This window comes from Pseudonocardia asaccharolytica DSM 44247 = NBRC 16224 (assembly GCF_000423625.1).
Taxonomy (GTDB): domain Bacteria; phylum Actinomycetota; class Actinomycetes; order Mycobacteriales; family Pseudonocardiaceae; genus Pseudonocardia; species Pseudonocardia asaccharolytica.
Window position 1 is genome coordinate 60031 of sequence record NZ_AUII01000021.1, and the last position, 14367, is coordinate 74397.

At 72.5% G+C, this 14367-nt stretch carries 14 protein-coding genes and 1 pseudogene; 6 read left to right on the forward strand and 9 right to left on the reverse strand.

From position 1 onward, the window contains the following. Positions 1 to 3 precede the first annotated feature (3 nt). Positions 4 to 774 (reverse strand): hypothetical protein, encoded by a 771-nt coding sequence (locus tag G567_RS0118520; RefSeq protein WP_147201049.1) that lies wholly within the window; start codon positions 772 to 774, stop codon positions 4 to 6. A 294-nt stretch (positions 775 to 1068) separates the two neighbouring features. Between G567_RS0118520 and G567_RS34890 the strand changes: the two genes are divergently transcribed. From G567_RS34890 to gap, 3 genes are all read left to right on the forward strand, one after another. Continuing rightward, positions 1069 to 1518: a pyridoxamine 5'-phosphate oxidase family protein gene (locus tag G567_RS34890; RefSeq protein WP_051233272.1), complete on the forward strand. Its 450-nt coding sequence runs from the start codon at positions 1069 to 1071 to the stop codon at positions 1516 to 1518. Positions 1519 to 1574: 56 nt separating this feature from the next. After that, positions 1575 to 2228: a response regulator gene (locus G567_RS0118530; RefSeq protein ID WP_028931161.1), complete on the forward strand. Its 654-nt coding sequence runs from the start codon at positions 1575 to 1577 to the stop codon at positions 2226 to 2228. A 133-nt stretch (positions 2229 to 2361) separates the two neighbouring features. Next, a complete protein-coding gene (gene gap, locus G567_RS0118535) occupies positions 2362 to 3384 on the forward strand; it encodes a type I glyceraldehyde-3-phosphate dehydrogenase (protein WP_028931162.1) in 1023 nt (340 codons plus the stop codon). Positions 3385 to 3430: 46 nt separating this feature from the next. On the opposite strand, the gene G567_RS29765 is transcribed toward gap, so the two are convergent. Next, positions 3431 to 4999 carry a sensor histidine kinase gene (locus G567_RS29765; protein WP_051233273.1) on the reverse strand — a complete coding sequence of 523 codons (1569 nt, stop codon included), beginning with the start codon at positions 4997 to 4999 and terminating at the stop codon, positions 3431 to 3433. A gap of 131 nt (positions 5000 to 5130) precedes the next feature. On the opposite strand from G567_RS29765, the gene G567_RS29770 reads away from it, so the two are divergent. After that, entirely contained in the window at positions 5131 to 5754 is a 624-nt protein-coding gene (locus tag G567_RS29770) for a TetR/AcrR family transcriptional regulator (protein ID WP_084796244.1), read from the forward strand. Between the two features lie 9 nt (positions 5755 to 5763). On the opposite strand, the gene G567_RS0118550 is transcribed toward G567_RS29770, so the two are convergent. From G567_RS0118550 to G567_RS0118570, 5 genes are read right to left on the reverse strand one after another with little or no spacing between them, the layout of a single operon-like run. Then, a complete protein-coding gene (locus G567_RS0118550) occupies positions 5764 to 7095 on the reverse strand; it encodes a M20/M25/M40 family metallo-hydrolase (RefSeq protein ID WP_028931163.1) in 1332 nt (443 codons plus the stop codon). Then, the gene (locus tag G567_RS29775; protein ID WP_051233275.1) at positions 7088 to 7999 is read right to left on the reverse strand and encodes a DUF1028 domain-containing protein; all 912 of its coding nucleotides are present in this window, start codon (positions 7997 to 7999) and stop codon (positions 7088 to 7090) included. Before G567_RS29775 ends, G567_RS0118550 begins: the two co-directional genes overlap by 8 nt. Beyond that, entirely contained in the window at positions 7996 to 8802 is an 807-nt protein-coding gene (locus tag G567_RS29780; RefSeq protein WP_037057645.1) for an alpha/beta fold hydrolase, read from the reverse strand. Before G567_RS29780 ends, G567_RS29775 begins: the two co-directional genes overlap by 4 nt. Then, on the reverse strand, positions 8799 to 9227 hold the full coding sequence (locus G567_RS0118565) for a YybH family protein (protein WP_028931164.1): 429 nt from the start codon (positions 9225 to 9227) through the stop codon (positions 8799 to 8801). Before G567_RS0118565 ends, G567_RS29780 begins: the two co-directional genes overlap by 4 nt. Continuing rightward, positions 9227 to 10207, reverse strand: coding sequence for an LLM class flavin-dependent oxidoreductase (locus tag G567_RS0118570; protein WP_028931165.1), 981 nt, complete (start codon positions 10205 to 10207; stop codon positions 9227 to 9229). Before G567_RS0118570 ends, G567_RS0118565 begins: the two co-directional genes overlap by 1 nt. 346 nt (positions 10208 to 10553) lie before the next feature. On the opposite strand from G567_RS0118570, the gene G567_RS0118575 reads away from it, so the two are divergent. Both G567_RS0118575 and G567_RS34895 read left to right on the forward strand, forming a co-directional pair. Next, entirely contained in the window at positions 10554 to 10901 is a 348-nt protein-coding gene (locus G567_RS0118575) for a spore germination protein GerW family protein (protein ID WP_028931166.1), read from the forward strand. A gap of 667 nt (positions 10902 to 11568) precedes the next feature. Further along, a pseudogene (locus G567_RS34895) lies at positions 11569 to 12359 on the forward strand (transposase family protein); the annotation flags it as partial. Between the two features lie 166 nt (positions 12360 to 12525). Here the strand turns inward: G567_RS34895 and G567_RS0118580 are convergent. Continuing rightward, complete coding sequence (locus G567_RS0118580) at positions 12526 to 13365, reverse strand: polysaccharide deacetylase family protein (protein ID WP_028931167.1); 840 nt, start codon at positions 13363 to 13365, stop codon at positions 12526 to 12528. 26 nt (positions 13366 to 13391) lie between these two features. Further along, a complete protein-coding gene (locus G567_RS0118585; RefSeq protein ID WP_028931168.1) occupies positions 13392 to 14276 on the reverse strand; it encodes a nitrilase-related carbon-nitrogen hydrolase in 885 nt (294 codons plus the stop codon). Positions 14277 to 14367 lie beyond the last annotated feature (91 nt).

The following is a 14367-nucleotide window of genomic DNA, read 5'->3' on the forward strand; positions in this document are numbered from 1 at the left end:
GACCTACCCGATGGGGCTGCTCACCTGCAGCAGCACCTGCGGGACCAGACCCGGACCTGCGCCGGGCAGCTCGTGGCTGCGGCGGGCGAGTTCCACCGGCCCGGCCAGCACCTCGGCGGACAGACCGAGCGCCGCCGCGCAGAGCAGGACCCGCTGCACGGCAAGCCCCGCCCGCAGATCGCCGGTCGGCAGGTCGTGGTGGCTGCCGACCACCACGAGCAGCCCGCCGGACGGCACGGCGCCGCCGGACTCGTCGAGCAGTGCTTCCATCCGGGTGCGGTCGCCCGGGTCCAGGGAGCTGCGCAGCCACGCACCCTCGGTGTCGGCGGCCCGCCGCAGCAGCGGGAGGGTGGCCGCGACACCGATCGGCCGGCCGGCGCGTTCCACCGCGGGCTGAACGAGCGCGCCGTAGAGGGCCCGCTCCGACTGGTTCGGTTCGGCGGCGCCGCCCTTGCGCAGCACGGCGAGGATCCCGGGGCGGCGGTGGTCGGGCAGCAGGGTCGTGAACGGCCGGTACCCCGCGACCGCGATGGCGAGCCGCGCGGCGAGCAGCGCCGACCCCGCCGCGACGCGGGTCGGGCGCTGCACGGAGACCGGGATGTTCCCGCTGACGGCCGTCCGCAGCTCGATCCCCCCGTTGGTACCGCTGACCCACCAGCGGACCGCTCCGGTGAACATCGGTGTGCTCACGGCAGTGAGTGCCCGGTCGAGCGCCGCCGTCAACACGGGTGCTCCGGCGGGCGGCTGTGGCTGGCTGAGTTGCTGCGCGGTCACGCGTTCCAGCCTGCATGTTCCGGGCCGCGCGCCCGACGGCCGGAGGGCCCGATGACCCGCGCCGTCCGTCGGGTCGTTCGGTGCCGACCCGGGGACCTCCGGCCGGGGCCGGAGGGCCATCCGACTCTGCCCCGCGGGGCCCGGCCCCGTCATGCTCACCCCGATGGCGCACCCTGCAAGCACTGCGGGTCCTCCTGCGCCCACGGGGGGTGCCAAAAGGCCCTATCGGGGCCACCGAATGATGGGACATCCGCCCCTACCGATGCGGCTCGGCCTCACCCAGACTGGCTGTCCGTGACCCTCCCCGACCCGGACACCGTGGCCCCTGCCGTCGAGCTCGTTTCGCTCGACCGTGCCGAATGCCTCAGTCTGCTGCTCAAGGGCAGGGTCGGCCGCGTCGTCTTCACCGAGGCTGCGATGCCCGCCGCGCATCCGGTCAACTATGTGCTCGACGGCGAGGAGGTCCTGTTCCGCACCGCCGACGGACGGACGCTGGCCGCGACGGACCGCGCCGTCATCGCATTCGAGATCGACGAGCTCGACCCGGTGCGGCGCATCGGGTGGAGCGTGCTGGGCGTCGGGCAGGCGTACGAGGTGACCGACCCCGACCGGCTGGCGGCGCTCGACCAGCGCGCCCCGGTTCCCTGGGCTCCGGCCCGCGCGGCGCACCTCGTGGCGATCCCCCTGCAGCGCCTGACCGGCCGCCGGCTGCGCCTGCTCCCCAACGGTGCGCCGCGCCGATGAGACCACCCGCAGCCGGCTCGCCGAGCGGCCCGGACGATCACCTGGAGGAGACCACCGTGCCCATCTCTGTCTTCCTGCTCGACGATCACGAGATCGTGCGCCGCGGGATCGCCCAGCTGCTGGAGAGCGAGGAGGACATCCAGGTCATCGGTGAGGCCGGAACCGCCGCGCAAGCACTGGCCCGCGTCCCGGCGCTGCGTCCCGACGTCGCCATCCTCGACGTCCGGCTCCCCGACGGCGAGGGGGTCTCGGTGTGCCGCGACATCCGCGCCGCCCTCGATCCGCCGCCCGCCTGCCTCATGCTCACCTCGTACTCCGACGACGAGGCGCTGTTCGGCGCGATCATGGCGGGCGCGGCGGGCTACCTGCTCAAGCAGGTCGGCGGGGGCGACCTCGTCGGCGCCGTCCGCACCGTCGCCGCGGGCGGTTCGCTGCTGGACCCCAAGGCCACGGCTGTGGTGCTCGAGCGGCTGCGCAAGGGGGACGAGCCGGAGGACCCGCGCTACGCCTCGCTCAGCCCCCAGGAGCGGCGCATCCTCGGCCTCGTCGCCGACGGGCTGACCAACCGTCAGATCGGCGCGGAGCTGTTCCTGGCCGAGAAGACCGTCAAGAACTACGTGTCCTCGTTGCTGCACAAACTCGGCTTCTCCCGGCGCACCGAGGCCGCTGTCTACGCCGCGGAGCGGCGCCGCTCCGGCTCGGCCGGATAGCCCGGCCTGGCGCCTCGGTCCCGGCTGCCGGGGGCGTTGGGCCCCCGCGACGGAGGCCGCACGACCGTGGGAGTGCCGTGCCGCCGCGCCGACGATGGGTGGCGACCAGCAGCGGCGGTGAATGGAGTGGATCATGCTTGTCCGCGTCGGCATCAACGGGATCGGACGGATAGGGCGGGGTGTTCTGCGCAGCACCGTGGAACGCGACGACAAGGGCTTCGAGGTCGTGGCGGTCAACGACGTGGCGCCGGTGGAGACCGTGGCGCACCTGCTGCGCCACGATTCCACCTACGGGCCGTGGCATCGGCGCGTCGCCGTGGGGGGCGACTACCTCGCGGTGGACGACCGCCAGGTGCGCGCCTTCCAGCAGCCCGATCCGGCGCTGCTCGACTGGGGCGGGCTCGGCGTGGACGTGGTCATCGAGGCCACCGGCCGGTTCCGCACCCGCGAGCAGGCCGCGTCCCACCTGGCCGCCGGGGCGCGGAAGGTGGTGCTCACCTCCCCGGGCAAGGACGTCGACGCGACCGTGGTGATGGGCATCAACCAGGACGTCTACGACGCGCTGCGGCACGACGTCGTCTCCACCGCCTCGTGCACCACGAACTGCGCGGCCCCCATGGCCCAGGTGCTGCACCACGCGTTCGGGATCGAGGAGGGCCTGATCACCACCGTGCACAGCTACACCGCGGACCAGAACCTGCTCGACGGGCCGCACCGCGACCTGCGCCGGGCCCGCTCGGCCGCGGTGAACATCATCCCCACCACCACGGGCGCCGCCGACGCGATCGGAACCGTGCTCCCCGAGCTGGCCGGTCGCCTCGACGGGGTGGCGGTGCGCGTCCCGGTGGTGAACGTCTCGCTCGTCGACCTGACGGTCCGGCTGACCGAACCGGCGACGACCGGTCAGATCAACCGCGCGTTCACGACAGCGGCCGATGGGCCGCTCAAGGGCATCCTGCGCTGCACCGCGCAACCGGTCGTCTCGACCGACGTGATCGGCGAGCCCGCATCGTGCCTGGTGGACACCGCGCTCACACGTGCCGTGGGGAACACGGTCAAGGTCTTCGGCTGGTACGACAACGAGTGGGGCTTCGCGCAGCGGACGGTCGATCTCGTCGACCTGATCGCCCGTACCCTCCCGGACGACGAGCGCTGAGTCGTTGCCGCAGGGCCGTCACCCCGGGGCCGTCACCCCGGGGCCGTCACCGCAGCGGCACCCGCCACCGCAATCGGGTGCCGCCCTGGGGCTGCGGCCGCACCGTGAACTCGCCGTGGCACTCGTGCGCCCGGTCCGCCAGGTTGCGCAGCCCGCTGCGGGCCGCTCCGGGATCGATCCCGATCCCGTCGTCGGCCACCTCGATCAGCAGGTCCTCCCCCGCCTCCACGGTGAGCGTCACGGCGGCCGCGGCCGCGTGCCGCACCGCGTTGCTGACCGCTTCGCGCACCACCGCGACCGCGTGCGCACCCACCTGCGCCGGCACGAGTGTGTCGACCGGCCCGGCGATCCGCACCGACGGGGACAGCCCGCGCCCCTGGGTCACCTCGGCCGCGGCGTCCACCAGCCGGCGACGCAGCCCGCCGTCGGTGTCCTCGCTCGAGGTGTGCAGGTCGAAGATCGAGGTGCGGACCTCTCGGACGGTCTCGTCGAGCTCGTCGACGGCCTGCTGGATCCGGCGCCGCACGATCGGGTCATCGGTGCCGCGCAACGTGCTCTGCAGCAGCAGGCCGGTGGCGAACAGTCGCTGGATGACGTGGTCGTGCAGGTCGCGGGCGATGCGGTCGCGGTCGCTGAGGATGTCGCGCTGACGCTGCGCCCGGTTCTTCCCGCCCAGCTCCAGGGCGAGCGCCGCCTGTTCGGCGAACGAGGTGAGCAGCGGCATCTCCGCGGGTTGGAAGCGATGCCGCTCGTGCCCGCGCACCGCGACCAGCATTCCGATCGCCCGCTCCTCGGACGTGAGCGGCACCGCGACCGTCGAGCCGTCCGCCGTCCCGCTGAGCAGCGGATTCCCCCCGTCCAGCCGGCGGCCCACCATGCCCGCCTCCGCGAGTCCCCGCTGCGCCCGGACCATGAAACACCCGTCGACCGGATCCGGGCCGAGCACGATGAACGTCGCGTCCGAGCTGGTGAGCTGGAGCGCGCGCAGCGCGATCAGGTCGAGCACGTCCTCCTCGGTCGCCCCGGACAGCAGCTCACCGCGGATCTCCGCCGACGCCTCCAGCCACGACTCCCGCAGCCGGGCCTGCTCGAAGAGGTCCGCGTTGCGTACCGCGATCCCCGCCGCCGTGGCGAGGACCAGCACCACCGCCTCGTCGTCGGCGGTGAACTCGCCGCCGCCGGCCTTCTCCGTGAGGTACAGACTGCCGAACACCGAGTCGCCGATCCGCACCGGAACACCCAGGAAGCTGCGCATCGGCGGGTGGTTCGGCAGGAACCCGACCGACGCCTCATGGGCGCTCAGATCCGCCAGCCGCAGCGGCCGCGGATCGCGGATCAGCCGGCCGAGCAACCCCTTGCCCTCCGGAGGCGGACCCATCCGCGCTCGGGTGGCCTCGTCCAGTCCAACGTGGATGAACCGGCAGATGGCGCCGTCGGGCCCCAGCACGCCGAGCGCCCCGTATCGCGCGTCGACGAGCTCCACGGCGGACTGCACGATCCGCCGCAGGGTGGCGTCCGGCTCCAGGTCCGACCCGACGACCAGGACAGCGTCCAGCAGTCCCCACACGTCGGGCCGGGGTCGTCCCTCGGCGACGGCGGGAGGGTCGGTCGGCATCGGATCCCCCTGTCCTCACAAGCGGTCCGGCGCACGGGTGGAGCCTCCTGCCAACGTGGCACGGACACCTCCCGAGGGCAATCACCCCGATATCCCAGTGCGAGCGAGGGCGGGATATAGGATCAACGACGATGGCCACCATGGCGTCGGCGCGCAGCTCCGGGGCGAGGACGAGACGTCCGCGGGCGTCGGCGCGTCGCGATCTCGACGACGTCGTCACCGTCGCCATTGCCGTGTTCACCGAACGCGGCTACGACGGCACCTCGGTAGCCGATCTCGCGAAGGCCAGCGGCCTGGCGAAGTCCAGCATCTACCATCACGTGCGCAGCAAGCGGGAGCTGCTCGAACTGGCCGTCGATCATGCGATGGGCAAGCTGCTGGCGCGCAGCGCGGCGATCGCAGCCTCCGGCGGCACCTCGATGGACCAGCTGCGGATGATGATGACCGAGGCGCTCAGCGGGGCCATCGACGGCGATCCCAACATCGGGCTGATGCGCCGGCTGCCGGCGATGGCCGGGGCGGTGCCGTCGGTGATGGGGCGCTACCGCCACTACGAGATGCTGGTGTCCTCGTTCGTGCGCCGGGCCGCGGAGGACGGCTACCTGCGGGCCGATATCGAGCCCACGATGCTCAACCGGATCCTCTGGATGATGGGGACCGCGGCGGCCGACGTCCGGCTGCTGGACCCTGACGTGTCCACCGAGCAGCTCGTCCGGGACACGATCGAGATCCTGCTGCGCGGCGCGCAGCCTTGACCATCCGGCTCACCCCAGCAGGTCGCGGCAGACGTCCTCCCACAGCGCGACCGAGAGGCCCAGCGACTCGACGTCGATGCGTTCGTCCGTGCCGTGGAACATCGTCCCGAACTGTTCGAAGGTCATCTTGCGGGAGAACATGCCGTAGCCGTAGGCGGTGGCGCCCAGCCGGCGGAGGAAGCGCGCGTCGGTGGCGCCGACGACGAGATAGGGCACCGTGGCCGCGCCCGGGTGAAACCGCGCCGAGACGCGGCGCAGCGTGTCCCACAGCGGGGTGTCGATCGCCGACGCGCTGGCTTCCACCGCCACCTCGGTGTCGATCTCGACGCGATCGCGCAGGTCGCCGAGGGCGTCGCGCAGCAGTTCCTCGACGTCGCGTGCCGACTGACCGGGCAGCGTGCGGATGTCGAGCTGCAGCTCGACCGCGTCCGGAATGACATTGATCTTGGATCCGCCCGAGACGATCGTCGGGGCGATCATGGGGTGGGTGCAGGCGTGGAACTGCCGTGCCATGCCCAGCGGCAGCGTGGGCAGCAGCTCGCGCAGCCGTTCGGGGCACAGCAGCGCGTCGCGCAGCTCGGGCCCGTAGCCCATCCCCTCGACGAAGCGTCGCCAGACCTCGTGGATCTGTGCGGGTACCTCGTGCTCGGCCAGCCGGCGCACGACCTCCGCGCCGAGCACGAGCGCGTTGTCGGTGCGGTAGGGCTGCGAGCCGTGACCGGCGGTGCCGCGCACCCGCAGCCGGCACCACTGGATGCCCTTCTCGGCCACCAGCACCGGCAGCTTCACCCCGCCCGGCGACGGGAACGGGATCCCACCGGTCTCGGTGAGGACGTAGTCGGCGGCGACGGCGTCGCGGTGGTGCTCGACAAGCCACTGCGCGCCGTGAACGCCGAGCGCCTCCTCGTCGGCGACCGCGAGGTAGATCAGCGTGCCGCGCGGACGGAAGCCGGAGCGGGCCAGCCGGCGCACCGCGACCGCCATCGACGCGGTCAGGTTGAGCATGTCGACCGCGCCGCGACCCCACACCTCGCCGTCCACCAACTCGCCGCCGAACGGGTCGCGCCGCCACCGGTCGGCGTCGGCGGGGACGACGTCGGTGTGGCCCATCAGCAGCAGCGCCGGGGCGCCGGGGTCGCTGCCGTCCATCCGGGCGACCAGGCTCGTGCGGCCGGGTGCCGGCTCGTAGGTCTCGACGTCCAGCGGCGTGGACTCCAGCCGGTCGAGCAGCACCGCCGCGTTGCGCACCTCCTGGCCGGACTCCGGTGTGCCGTCGTTCTCGCAGCGGTTGCGGATCAGCTGCTGGAGCAGGTCGACGGTCTCTGCCGTCGGGTCAGCCACGCAGCGCCGCCGCCTGGTCGGGGGTGAGCAGGCCGGCGGCGGCGACCCGGTGCACGAACGGGGCCCACCCGGGATGCTCGGCCGTCGCCTGTGCGAGCCGGCGGCGGGCCTCCTCGGCCCGGCCCGCCCTGGCCAGCAGCACCGCCGCCCAGAACGTCGGCTCGCGGTTGCCGTCGAGGCCGTCCTGGGCGGCGGTGAGCGACGTCAGCGCCGCATCCACCTCCCCGTGGCTCGGGGAGGACGCGAACAGCACGCCGCTGAACAGGACGCCGGTCATCCGCGCGGTCGCCCGCTGCACGTCGAGCAGGCGGCGCAGCGCGGACAGCGGCGCTAGGTCTTCGTCGACCCGCAGGTCGACGAGGCGGCCGTCCCACGGCCGGGCCCCGCGCTCGCCGCCGACGGCGAGGATCGCCGCCGACTGACGGCCGCGCAGATCCCCGCCCGCGGTCTCGGCCGCGTCGAGGGCGGCCAGCAGCCGGCCGGCCAGATCCGGTTCGGCGCTCGCCCCGTAGGCGGCGATCATCGCCTCCCACACCGCGGGGTCGGCCACCATGTTCGCCTGCGCGCTGACGCCGTCCGCGATCCGGTGCCCTGCCGCGCCGACACAGCCGGGGCCGGTGTGCACGGCGGCCCGCCCGTCGGCGTCGACCATCGCGACCTGGCGTACGGCGGCCTGCGCGTCGCCGGCCAGCAGTCGCGCGAGCGCCTCCGGTGCCGGCGCCCCGCCGTCCATCAGGCGCAGCCCGTCCGGGCCGTACCCGACCTCCACCACCGACTGCGTCGCCACCGCACCGACGCCGGCCTGCGCCCACGCCACCACCGAGCCGCAGGCGAGGTAGTGCGACTGCACCGCCACCCCGAGCGCTCCGCTGTCCGGGTCGCGCGCCACGATCGAGTAGGTCACCGGTCGCCGCCGCCGTCGTGGGCGGCCAGGTGCTCGCGCAGCGGCGCGGCCACGGCGGCGGGATCCTCGAGCATGGCCAGGTGACCGCGGCCCGGGAGGACCTGCGCGGTGGTGCGCAGCGCCGCGGCGAGCCGCTCGGCCAGCGCGACCGGCGTCGTCCGATCGTGCTCCCCGGCCATCACCAGCGCGGGGACGGCGGCCCGCTCGGCCAGCGGGGTGATGTCGGCGGCGAACGCGGTCCGGGTCACCTCGGCGATCACGTCGATCTCTCGCGCCCCCGCCCGCTCGGCCGCCGCCCGAACCAGCGCCGGATCGGTGCCCGGCGCGAACGAGATCTGGGCCAGCATCGCGGCGAAGACCGCCGTCGCACCCGCCTCGCGCATCGCCGCCACACCCGCCTCGATGTCGGGTGGCTCCTCGACGCACAACGCGCCGCCCAGCACGACGATCGAGCGGGTGCGCTCCGCGGCGAGCGCACCCGCGGCCACCGCCACCGACCCACCGAACGAGGAACCCACGACATGTGCCCGCCCGATTCCGCGATCGTCGAGCACGGCGAGCAGGTCGCCGAGATAGTCGCGGGCGCCGAACGGCCCGCACCCGACCGAGGCGCCGTGCCCGCGCAGGTCGAACACGATCGTGCGCCGCTCCTCGCCGAGGAGCTCGGCCACCTCCGCCCAGTCCGCGGCCGAGCCGTTGATGCCGTGCACGAAGACCACGGGAGGGCGCTCGGAGGGGACGCCGCCGTCGACGCCGTGCAGCGCGCCGACCGGCCCCGGGGCGGTGAACGGCCGCCCGGTCACAACCCGCCCTCCGCGCCCTCGGGCTCGTGGATCGAGCAGTGGAAGTGGACCATCTTCCACTCGCCGTCGATCCGCTGCCAGATCTCGGTCTCCCGGCTGGGCATGTCGACCTTGCCGACCGGGCCGAAGTCGGCCTGGAAGCGCATCATCGCGTGGACCCAGGCCAGGTCGCCGACGACATGGACCTGCTCGTCCCAGACCTCGACCTGGGCCGGGACGCCGCCGGAGACGTATCGAAGGTACTCCCACAGGCGGCAGATGTGGTCGAGTCCGATGTAGACGCTCTTGTTGAGGTTGTCCCAGATGAGCTTGTCGCCGGGCACCATGTGCGCCTTGAGGAACGCGACGTCGCCGACCTTGTTGGCGTCGATGAATCCCCGGTGCAGTTCGCGGACGGCGGCCTCGTCGGTCGCGGCGGTGGACATCAGACCTCCTGCAGGTCGGCGGAACGCGGGGCCGCGATCGCGGTGACCGCGTCGGCGAGCAGCGGCGGCGGCGTGACGAGCAGGATCGCCAGCTCGTCGACGCCGGTCGCCGCGTACCGCGCGAGCTCGGTGGCGATCTCGTCGGGCGCGGCGGTGAAGGTGATCGCGCGGACCACCTCCGGGGTAATGAGCTTGGCCGCCTGGAGCGTGCGGGTGGCCGCGACCGCCGCCAGGTAGGCGTCGGTGTCGAAGGCGCCGCGGGCCAGGTAGGCGGCCGTCTCGGCCGGGAAGGTGGTCAGCAGCGCCCCGAACGCGCTCACCAGCGGTTCGGGATCGGGAGCGACCAGCCCGAACGCGAAGGCCGTGATGCGGAAGGACCCTCGGTCGCGGCCCTGTTCGGCCAGATGCGCCTCGATCTCGGCGACCGTCTCGGTCAGGTAGGTCTCCGACGCGCCGGCGCTGAGCGAGACGCCGTCGCCGATCTCGGCGGCCAGCCGCAGCATCTTCGAGCGGATCGCCATGACGTCGATCGCCGGCGGTACCGCGACCGGGGCGAGCTGGAAGCCGTCGAACCGTCCCACCGGAAGCTCCACGTGCAGCTCGCGTCCGGCCAGCACGTCGCGCAGCACCCGGACGTAGGCCGCGACCGTCTCCAAAGGACGCGGATGGCGGGCGCCGAGCTTGGCGACCAGGGTGGCGTCACCGGTGCCGACCTGAACCCGCACCCGTCCCGGCCCCAGCTCGCACAGCGAGGTCAGCTCGGTCGCGGTCATCGCCGGGTGCCGGCTCGCCGGGGCGAGGCCGACCAGGCCGACGTCGATCCGTTCGGTCGTGGCGAGGTAGGCGGCCGACGGCACGACCGCGTCATGGAAGCCGATGTGCTCGGCACTCCAGACGCCGTCGAGCCCGCCCTCCTCCGCGGCGCGGACGGCCTCGAACGTGGGACCCAGGGGACCGAATCCCGTGAACCCGATGCTCACTCGCACGGGCGCCTCCCGTCGATGCGGACGATCGGTGGCAAGACCCGATCGATCGGTCTGTAAGGTATTGGGCCCACTCGGCGTCGTCAAGGCCAGGATTTAGCGCGGATCTTCAAGGAATAGACCGCGATCCGAGGAACGAGATTCGACTCTGACCAGATCGATCGGTCGGGTCATTCGCAATCCGCACGACGAGAGCCGGCGCCGGGAGCGCGGTGTCGCCCGAGCGAGCGGGAAGGTCGGCCCGGGTCGCGGCAGACCTCCGGCCTTGCCGGGGGCCGCGGTCGGCGCCAGCATGAGCCGGACGGCCCCGACCGGGGCCGTGGCGAGCAGAGTGAGGTGCAGGATGGACGTGTCGACGGCCATGCAGCGGGTCGAGGACGCGATCCGGGTCAACCGGGTCTACGGCGAGCCGGTCACCGCGGACGAGGTCACGATCATCCCCGCGGCACGCGTCGGCGGCGGGGCGGGCGGTGGCGGTGGTCGCGACGCCAAGCAGGGCGGCGAGGGATCCGGCGGAGGGATCGGCTGGGGCGGCCGGCCGAGCGGAGCGTTCGTGGTGCGCGAGGGGACGGTGCGGTGGGAGCCCGCGGTGGACGTGAACCGGTTGATCGCCGCCGTCGCCACGGTCGCCGTCACCGCGTTGCTCACCGCCCGCACGATCGCGAAGGCCCAGGCCCGCGCGAACCGATGATCGGGGCAGGCCCTCGTCGTCGGCGCACCGCCCACTCGCGATGGGTCTTCCTGCCTCGTGAATCTTGCGGCCGAGGCGAAGCCAGTGCCGTCCGGGTGGGCGGCGCTGGAGGTGGCGGCCGCTGCCGCGGCGACCTGCGAGGTGCAGGACGACGAGCCAGCGAAGCCAGGTAGTTCGCCTCCGGCAAGATCAGCCGCACGCTGACGACCTCCCGCGACTGGGCAGAGCTTCTGCTCCTCCAGGCCGGCAGGCTGGCCGGGCCCCTGCGCGCGGGTTGCGGCGTGCAGGGTATTGACCGTGCGCTGGTCCTCCGTCAGCCGCTGGCCTCGGGTGGTCTCGATCGGCAGGACCAGCGGGTGTTCTCGTCCTCGTGGCCCAGGTCGGCAAGCACCACGTGGCCTTCACTGGTCCAGGCTTCGAGTGCGTCGATCAGTCTGGTGTGGCGGCGGGCGCACAGAGTATCGCGCTCGCGGCCAGAGCCACGTCAACGATCCACAGCGGCCAGCCGTCGGGCGCGGCGATGCCACAGCCAGGACTCAGCACCCCGGTGATCACTTATGGGTCCGTGCCTCTACCCGTAGCCACATTCCACCCTCGTTTGCCGGGCGCTCTACAATCGACTTGAACACCGAGGTCCCGCGTTTCTGATTCTGTCACCTACACCGCCGTGCTCCGATCGAGGCCTCCACCGTTGCATTCCTGGCCGGCCCTCTGGTCGGTGAGCGGGCCTGTCGCGGGACCCTGCAGGGCCGCCGCGTCTTGGACTGCCATGACCAGGCCGGGTCGGTGCTGTGCTGGTTCATCGATGCCACCCGTATCGCGCAGCTCGCCGTCGACTATGCCATCGGCCAGTCCACGGTCTACCAGTACCTGCACGAGGCGTTCGACGTGCTCGCCGAGGGCGCCCCGGCCTGTGCGGCGCCCTGTTGGCGACGCGGGCGGCCGGGTACGGCCACGTCCAGCTGGACGGCACCCTGGACGGCATCGTGGTCCACACCGACCGCTCGCGCGGTCGGCCCGACTGCGAAAGTGGATCTGTCGTGGTTCCCGCAAGTATCGTCATCACGGCGGGAACATCCAGGTGGTGACCGCTCTGGACGGCTGGCCGCTGTAGGTGTCGCCGGTGCGCCCGGGCCGAGAGCACGACCTGACCTGCGCCCGCGCTCACCCCGGGCTGTCGATGGGTTTGCCGACTGGGCCGACGAGGCCCACGCGGTGCTGGCCGACCTGGGCTATATCGGTGAGGCTGGCCGACTCACCTGCCCGATCGAGAAGCTAGCGGGGCCGGCCCGGCTCAGCACCGTGCAGCACACCGTCAGTGCCCTGCACACCGCGACCCGCGCGCCGGCCGAACGCGGGACCTCCCTGCTCATGACCACGTACAAGGCCCTGCGTGGGGTCAGTCTGTACCCCTGGCGCATCGACGCCGTCGCCGCCGCGTCCCTGGTCCTGCTTCACCCCGGCACGAGCAGACCAAATGATCAATCCATTACTGGAAAGGCCTCGTTGACTCCCTGGACGGGCAACAGCGCGGCGAACTGGTCCCACAACGGTGCGATCAACCAAGATGGCAGGGCGACCCGGCCACGTGACCTCCAAATGATCACGAGGCGTAGACCACTTCTCACGCGGCGGCCCGTGCCGCCCACGAGCCGACGGCCTCGTTCACGGTGGCGAACCGGGCGCCGTGGTCCTTGGCCCGGTGGATGATCCGTTCGAGGATGCGGATGCGTCCGGCGCGGCCGATGGACTGCGGGTGGAAGGTCTGGGTGAACACCCCGTGCGGCACGTGCTCGACCATGAAGTCCAAATCGGACAGCCAGCGGTTGGCCAGGCCCTCGACGTCGGTGGACGCCGGCACGATCATCGGTGGAACGAGCGCGAACTCCATGAACGGGAAGTCGTCCAGGGTCCAGGAGACCGGTACCTCGACCAGGTCCAGTTCGGGCCCGAACTCGATCGCCCGGTCGGTGTGGATCACGTCGCCGGTGCGGCAGCGGTAGAGCTCGAAGTCGTGGCCCATCATGCTGCTGTCGTAGCGGAACCCGTACTCGGCCAGCAGGCGGGTGGAGTTCGGCGAGAGGTCGAACGCCGGCGAGCGGTACCCGGCGGGGCGCACTCCGAGGACCCGGTCCAGGGCGTCGAGCCCACGCTCGAGCACCTCGCGCTCGGCGGGCTCCTCCAGGCTGGTGGGTCCCTCGTGGGCGTAGCCGTGGTGGCCGATCTCGTGGCCGGCGTCGCGGATCCGCCTGCACACCTCCGGGTAGGTGTCCACGTCCAGACCCGGGATGTACCAGGTGCTGGTGACGCCCTCGCGTTCCAGCAGGTCGAGAATCCGGGGGGTCGCCACGTTCGCCGCGAACTCGCCGCGCGAGACGTAGGTGGGGGTGGAGACCCCGAAGCTGCCGATCCAGACGGAGATGGCGTCGAAGTCGAAGGTCAGGCACACGGTGGGCTTGCTCATGAACAGCTTTCTCCTCGGGGGATGGGTCAGTGGGTGGTGGCGGCGTGGTGGGAGGGCCAGACCTGGTAGCGCTCGGCGCGGCGGCGGCGATCGGCGAAGGTGGTCGCGGCGCCGGTCTTGCGGTTCTCGGCCAGTCGATCGAGGTCGACGTCGGCGATCGCGACCGCATCGACATTCGGTGCGGTCTCGGCGAGGATCCCGTTGTCCGGCCAGCCGGTGTCGCACGGGCCGAGGATCGAGCTGCGCGCCCACGCGCCCGGCCACGGCCCACGGGCGGGGCCGGCGGCGCCGGAGTGGAGGGTGTAGATCTGGTTCTCGATGGCCCTGGCGGCCAGGCAGTGCCGGACCCGCCAGTATCCGGCTTCGGTCAGGGTCAGCGACGGGCTGAGCAGGATCTGCACGCCCTGCTCGGCCAGCGACGCCGAGCATTCGGGGATCTCCGCCTCGTAGCAGATGTTGACACCGACGGTCGCGAACGGTAGCTCGACCACGGCCATCTCGTCGCCCTCACCGATGCCGAGGGTGAACTCGAGCGGGAACAGGTGGGTCTTGGCGTGCTCGTGGACCAGCGTTCCGTCGGGGCCGTAGAGGGGCGCGACGTTGAGCAGGCCGCCGTCGCCGGTGCGCACCAGATGTGATCCGGCCAGGACGTGCTGGCGGCGCTGGGCAGCCTCGGCGGCGATGAACTCGCGGTACTGCTCGGCGAACCGGGCGGTCTCGATCGCGGGCTGCAGGTCGGTGGCATCCCGCCATCCGGGGACCGCGGTCATGAGTTCGAAGGTCACCAGCTCCGGGAGCACGACCAGGTCCGCGCCGGCTGCCCGGTCGAGCAGCTCCCGGACGTGCGCGGCGAAGGCGTCGAAGTCGGTGACCTCGCGGAACAGGGAGGTGCAGGCGGCGATGCGGGGCATCGAGTTCCTCCTCGAGGGTGTGGGTCGAGAGCATCGTGACCGGACCCTGGCCGGGTTCGCGTCGGTCATCTGACCGACAGGCCGGGCTAGC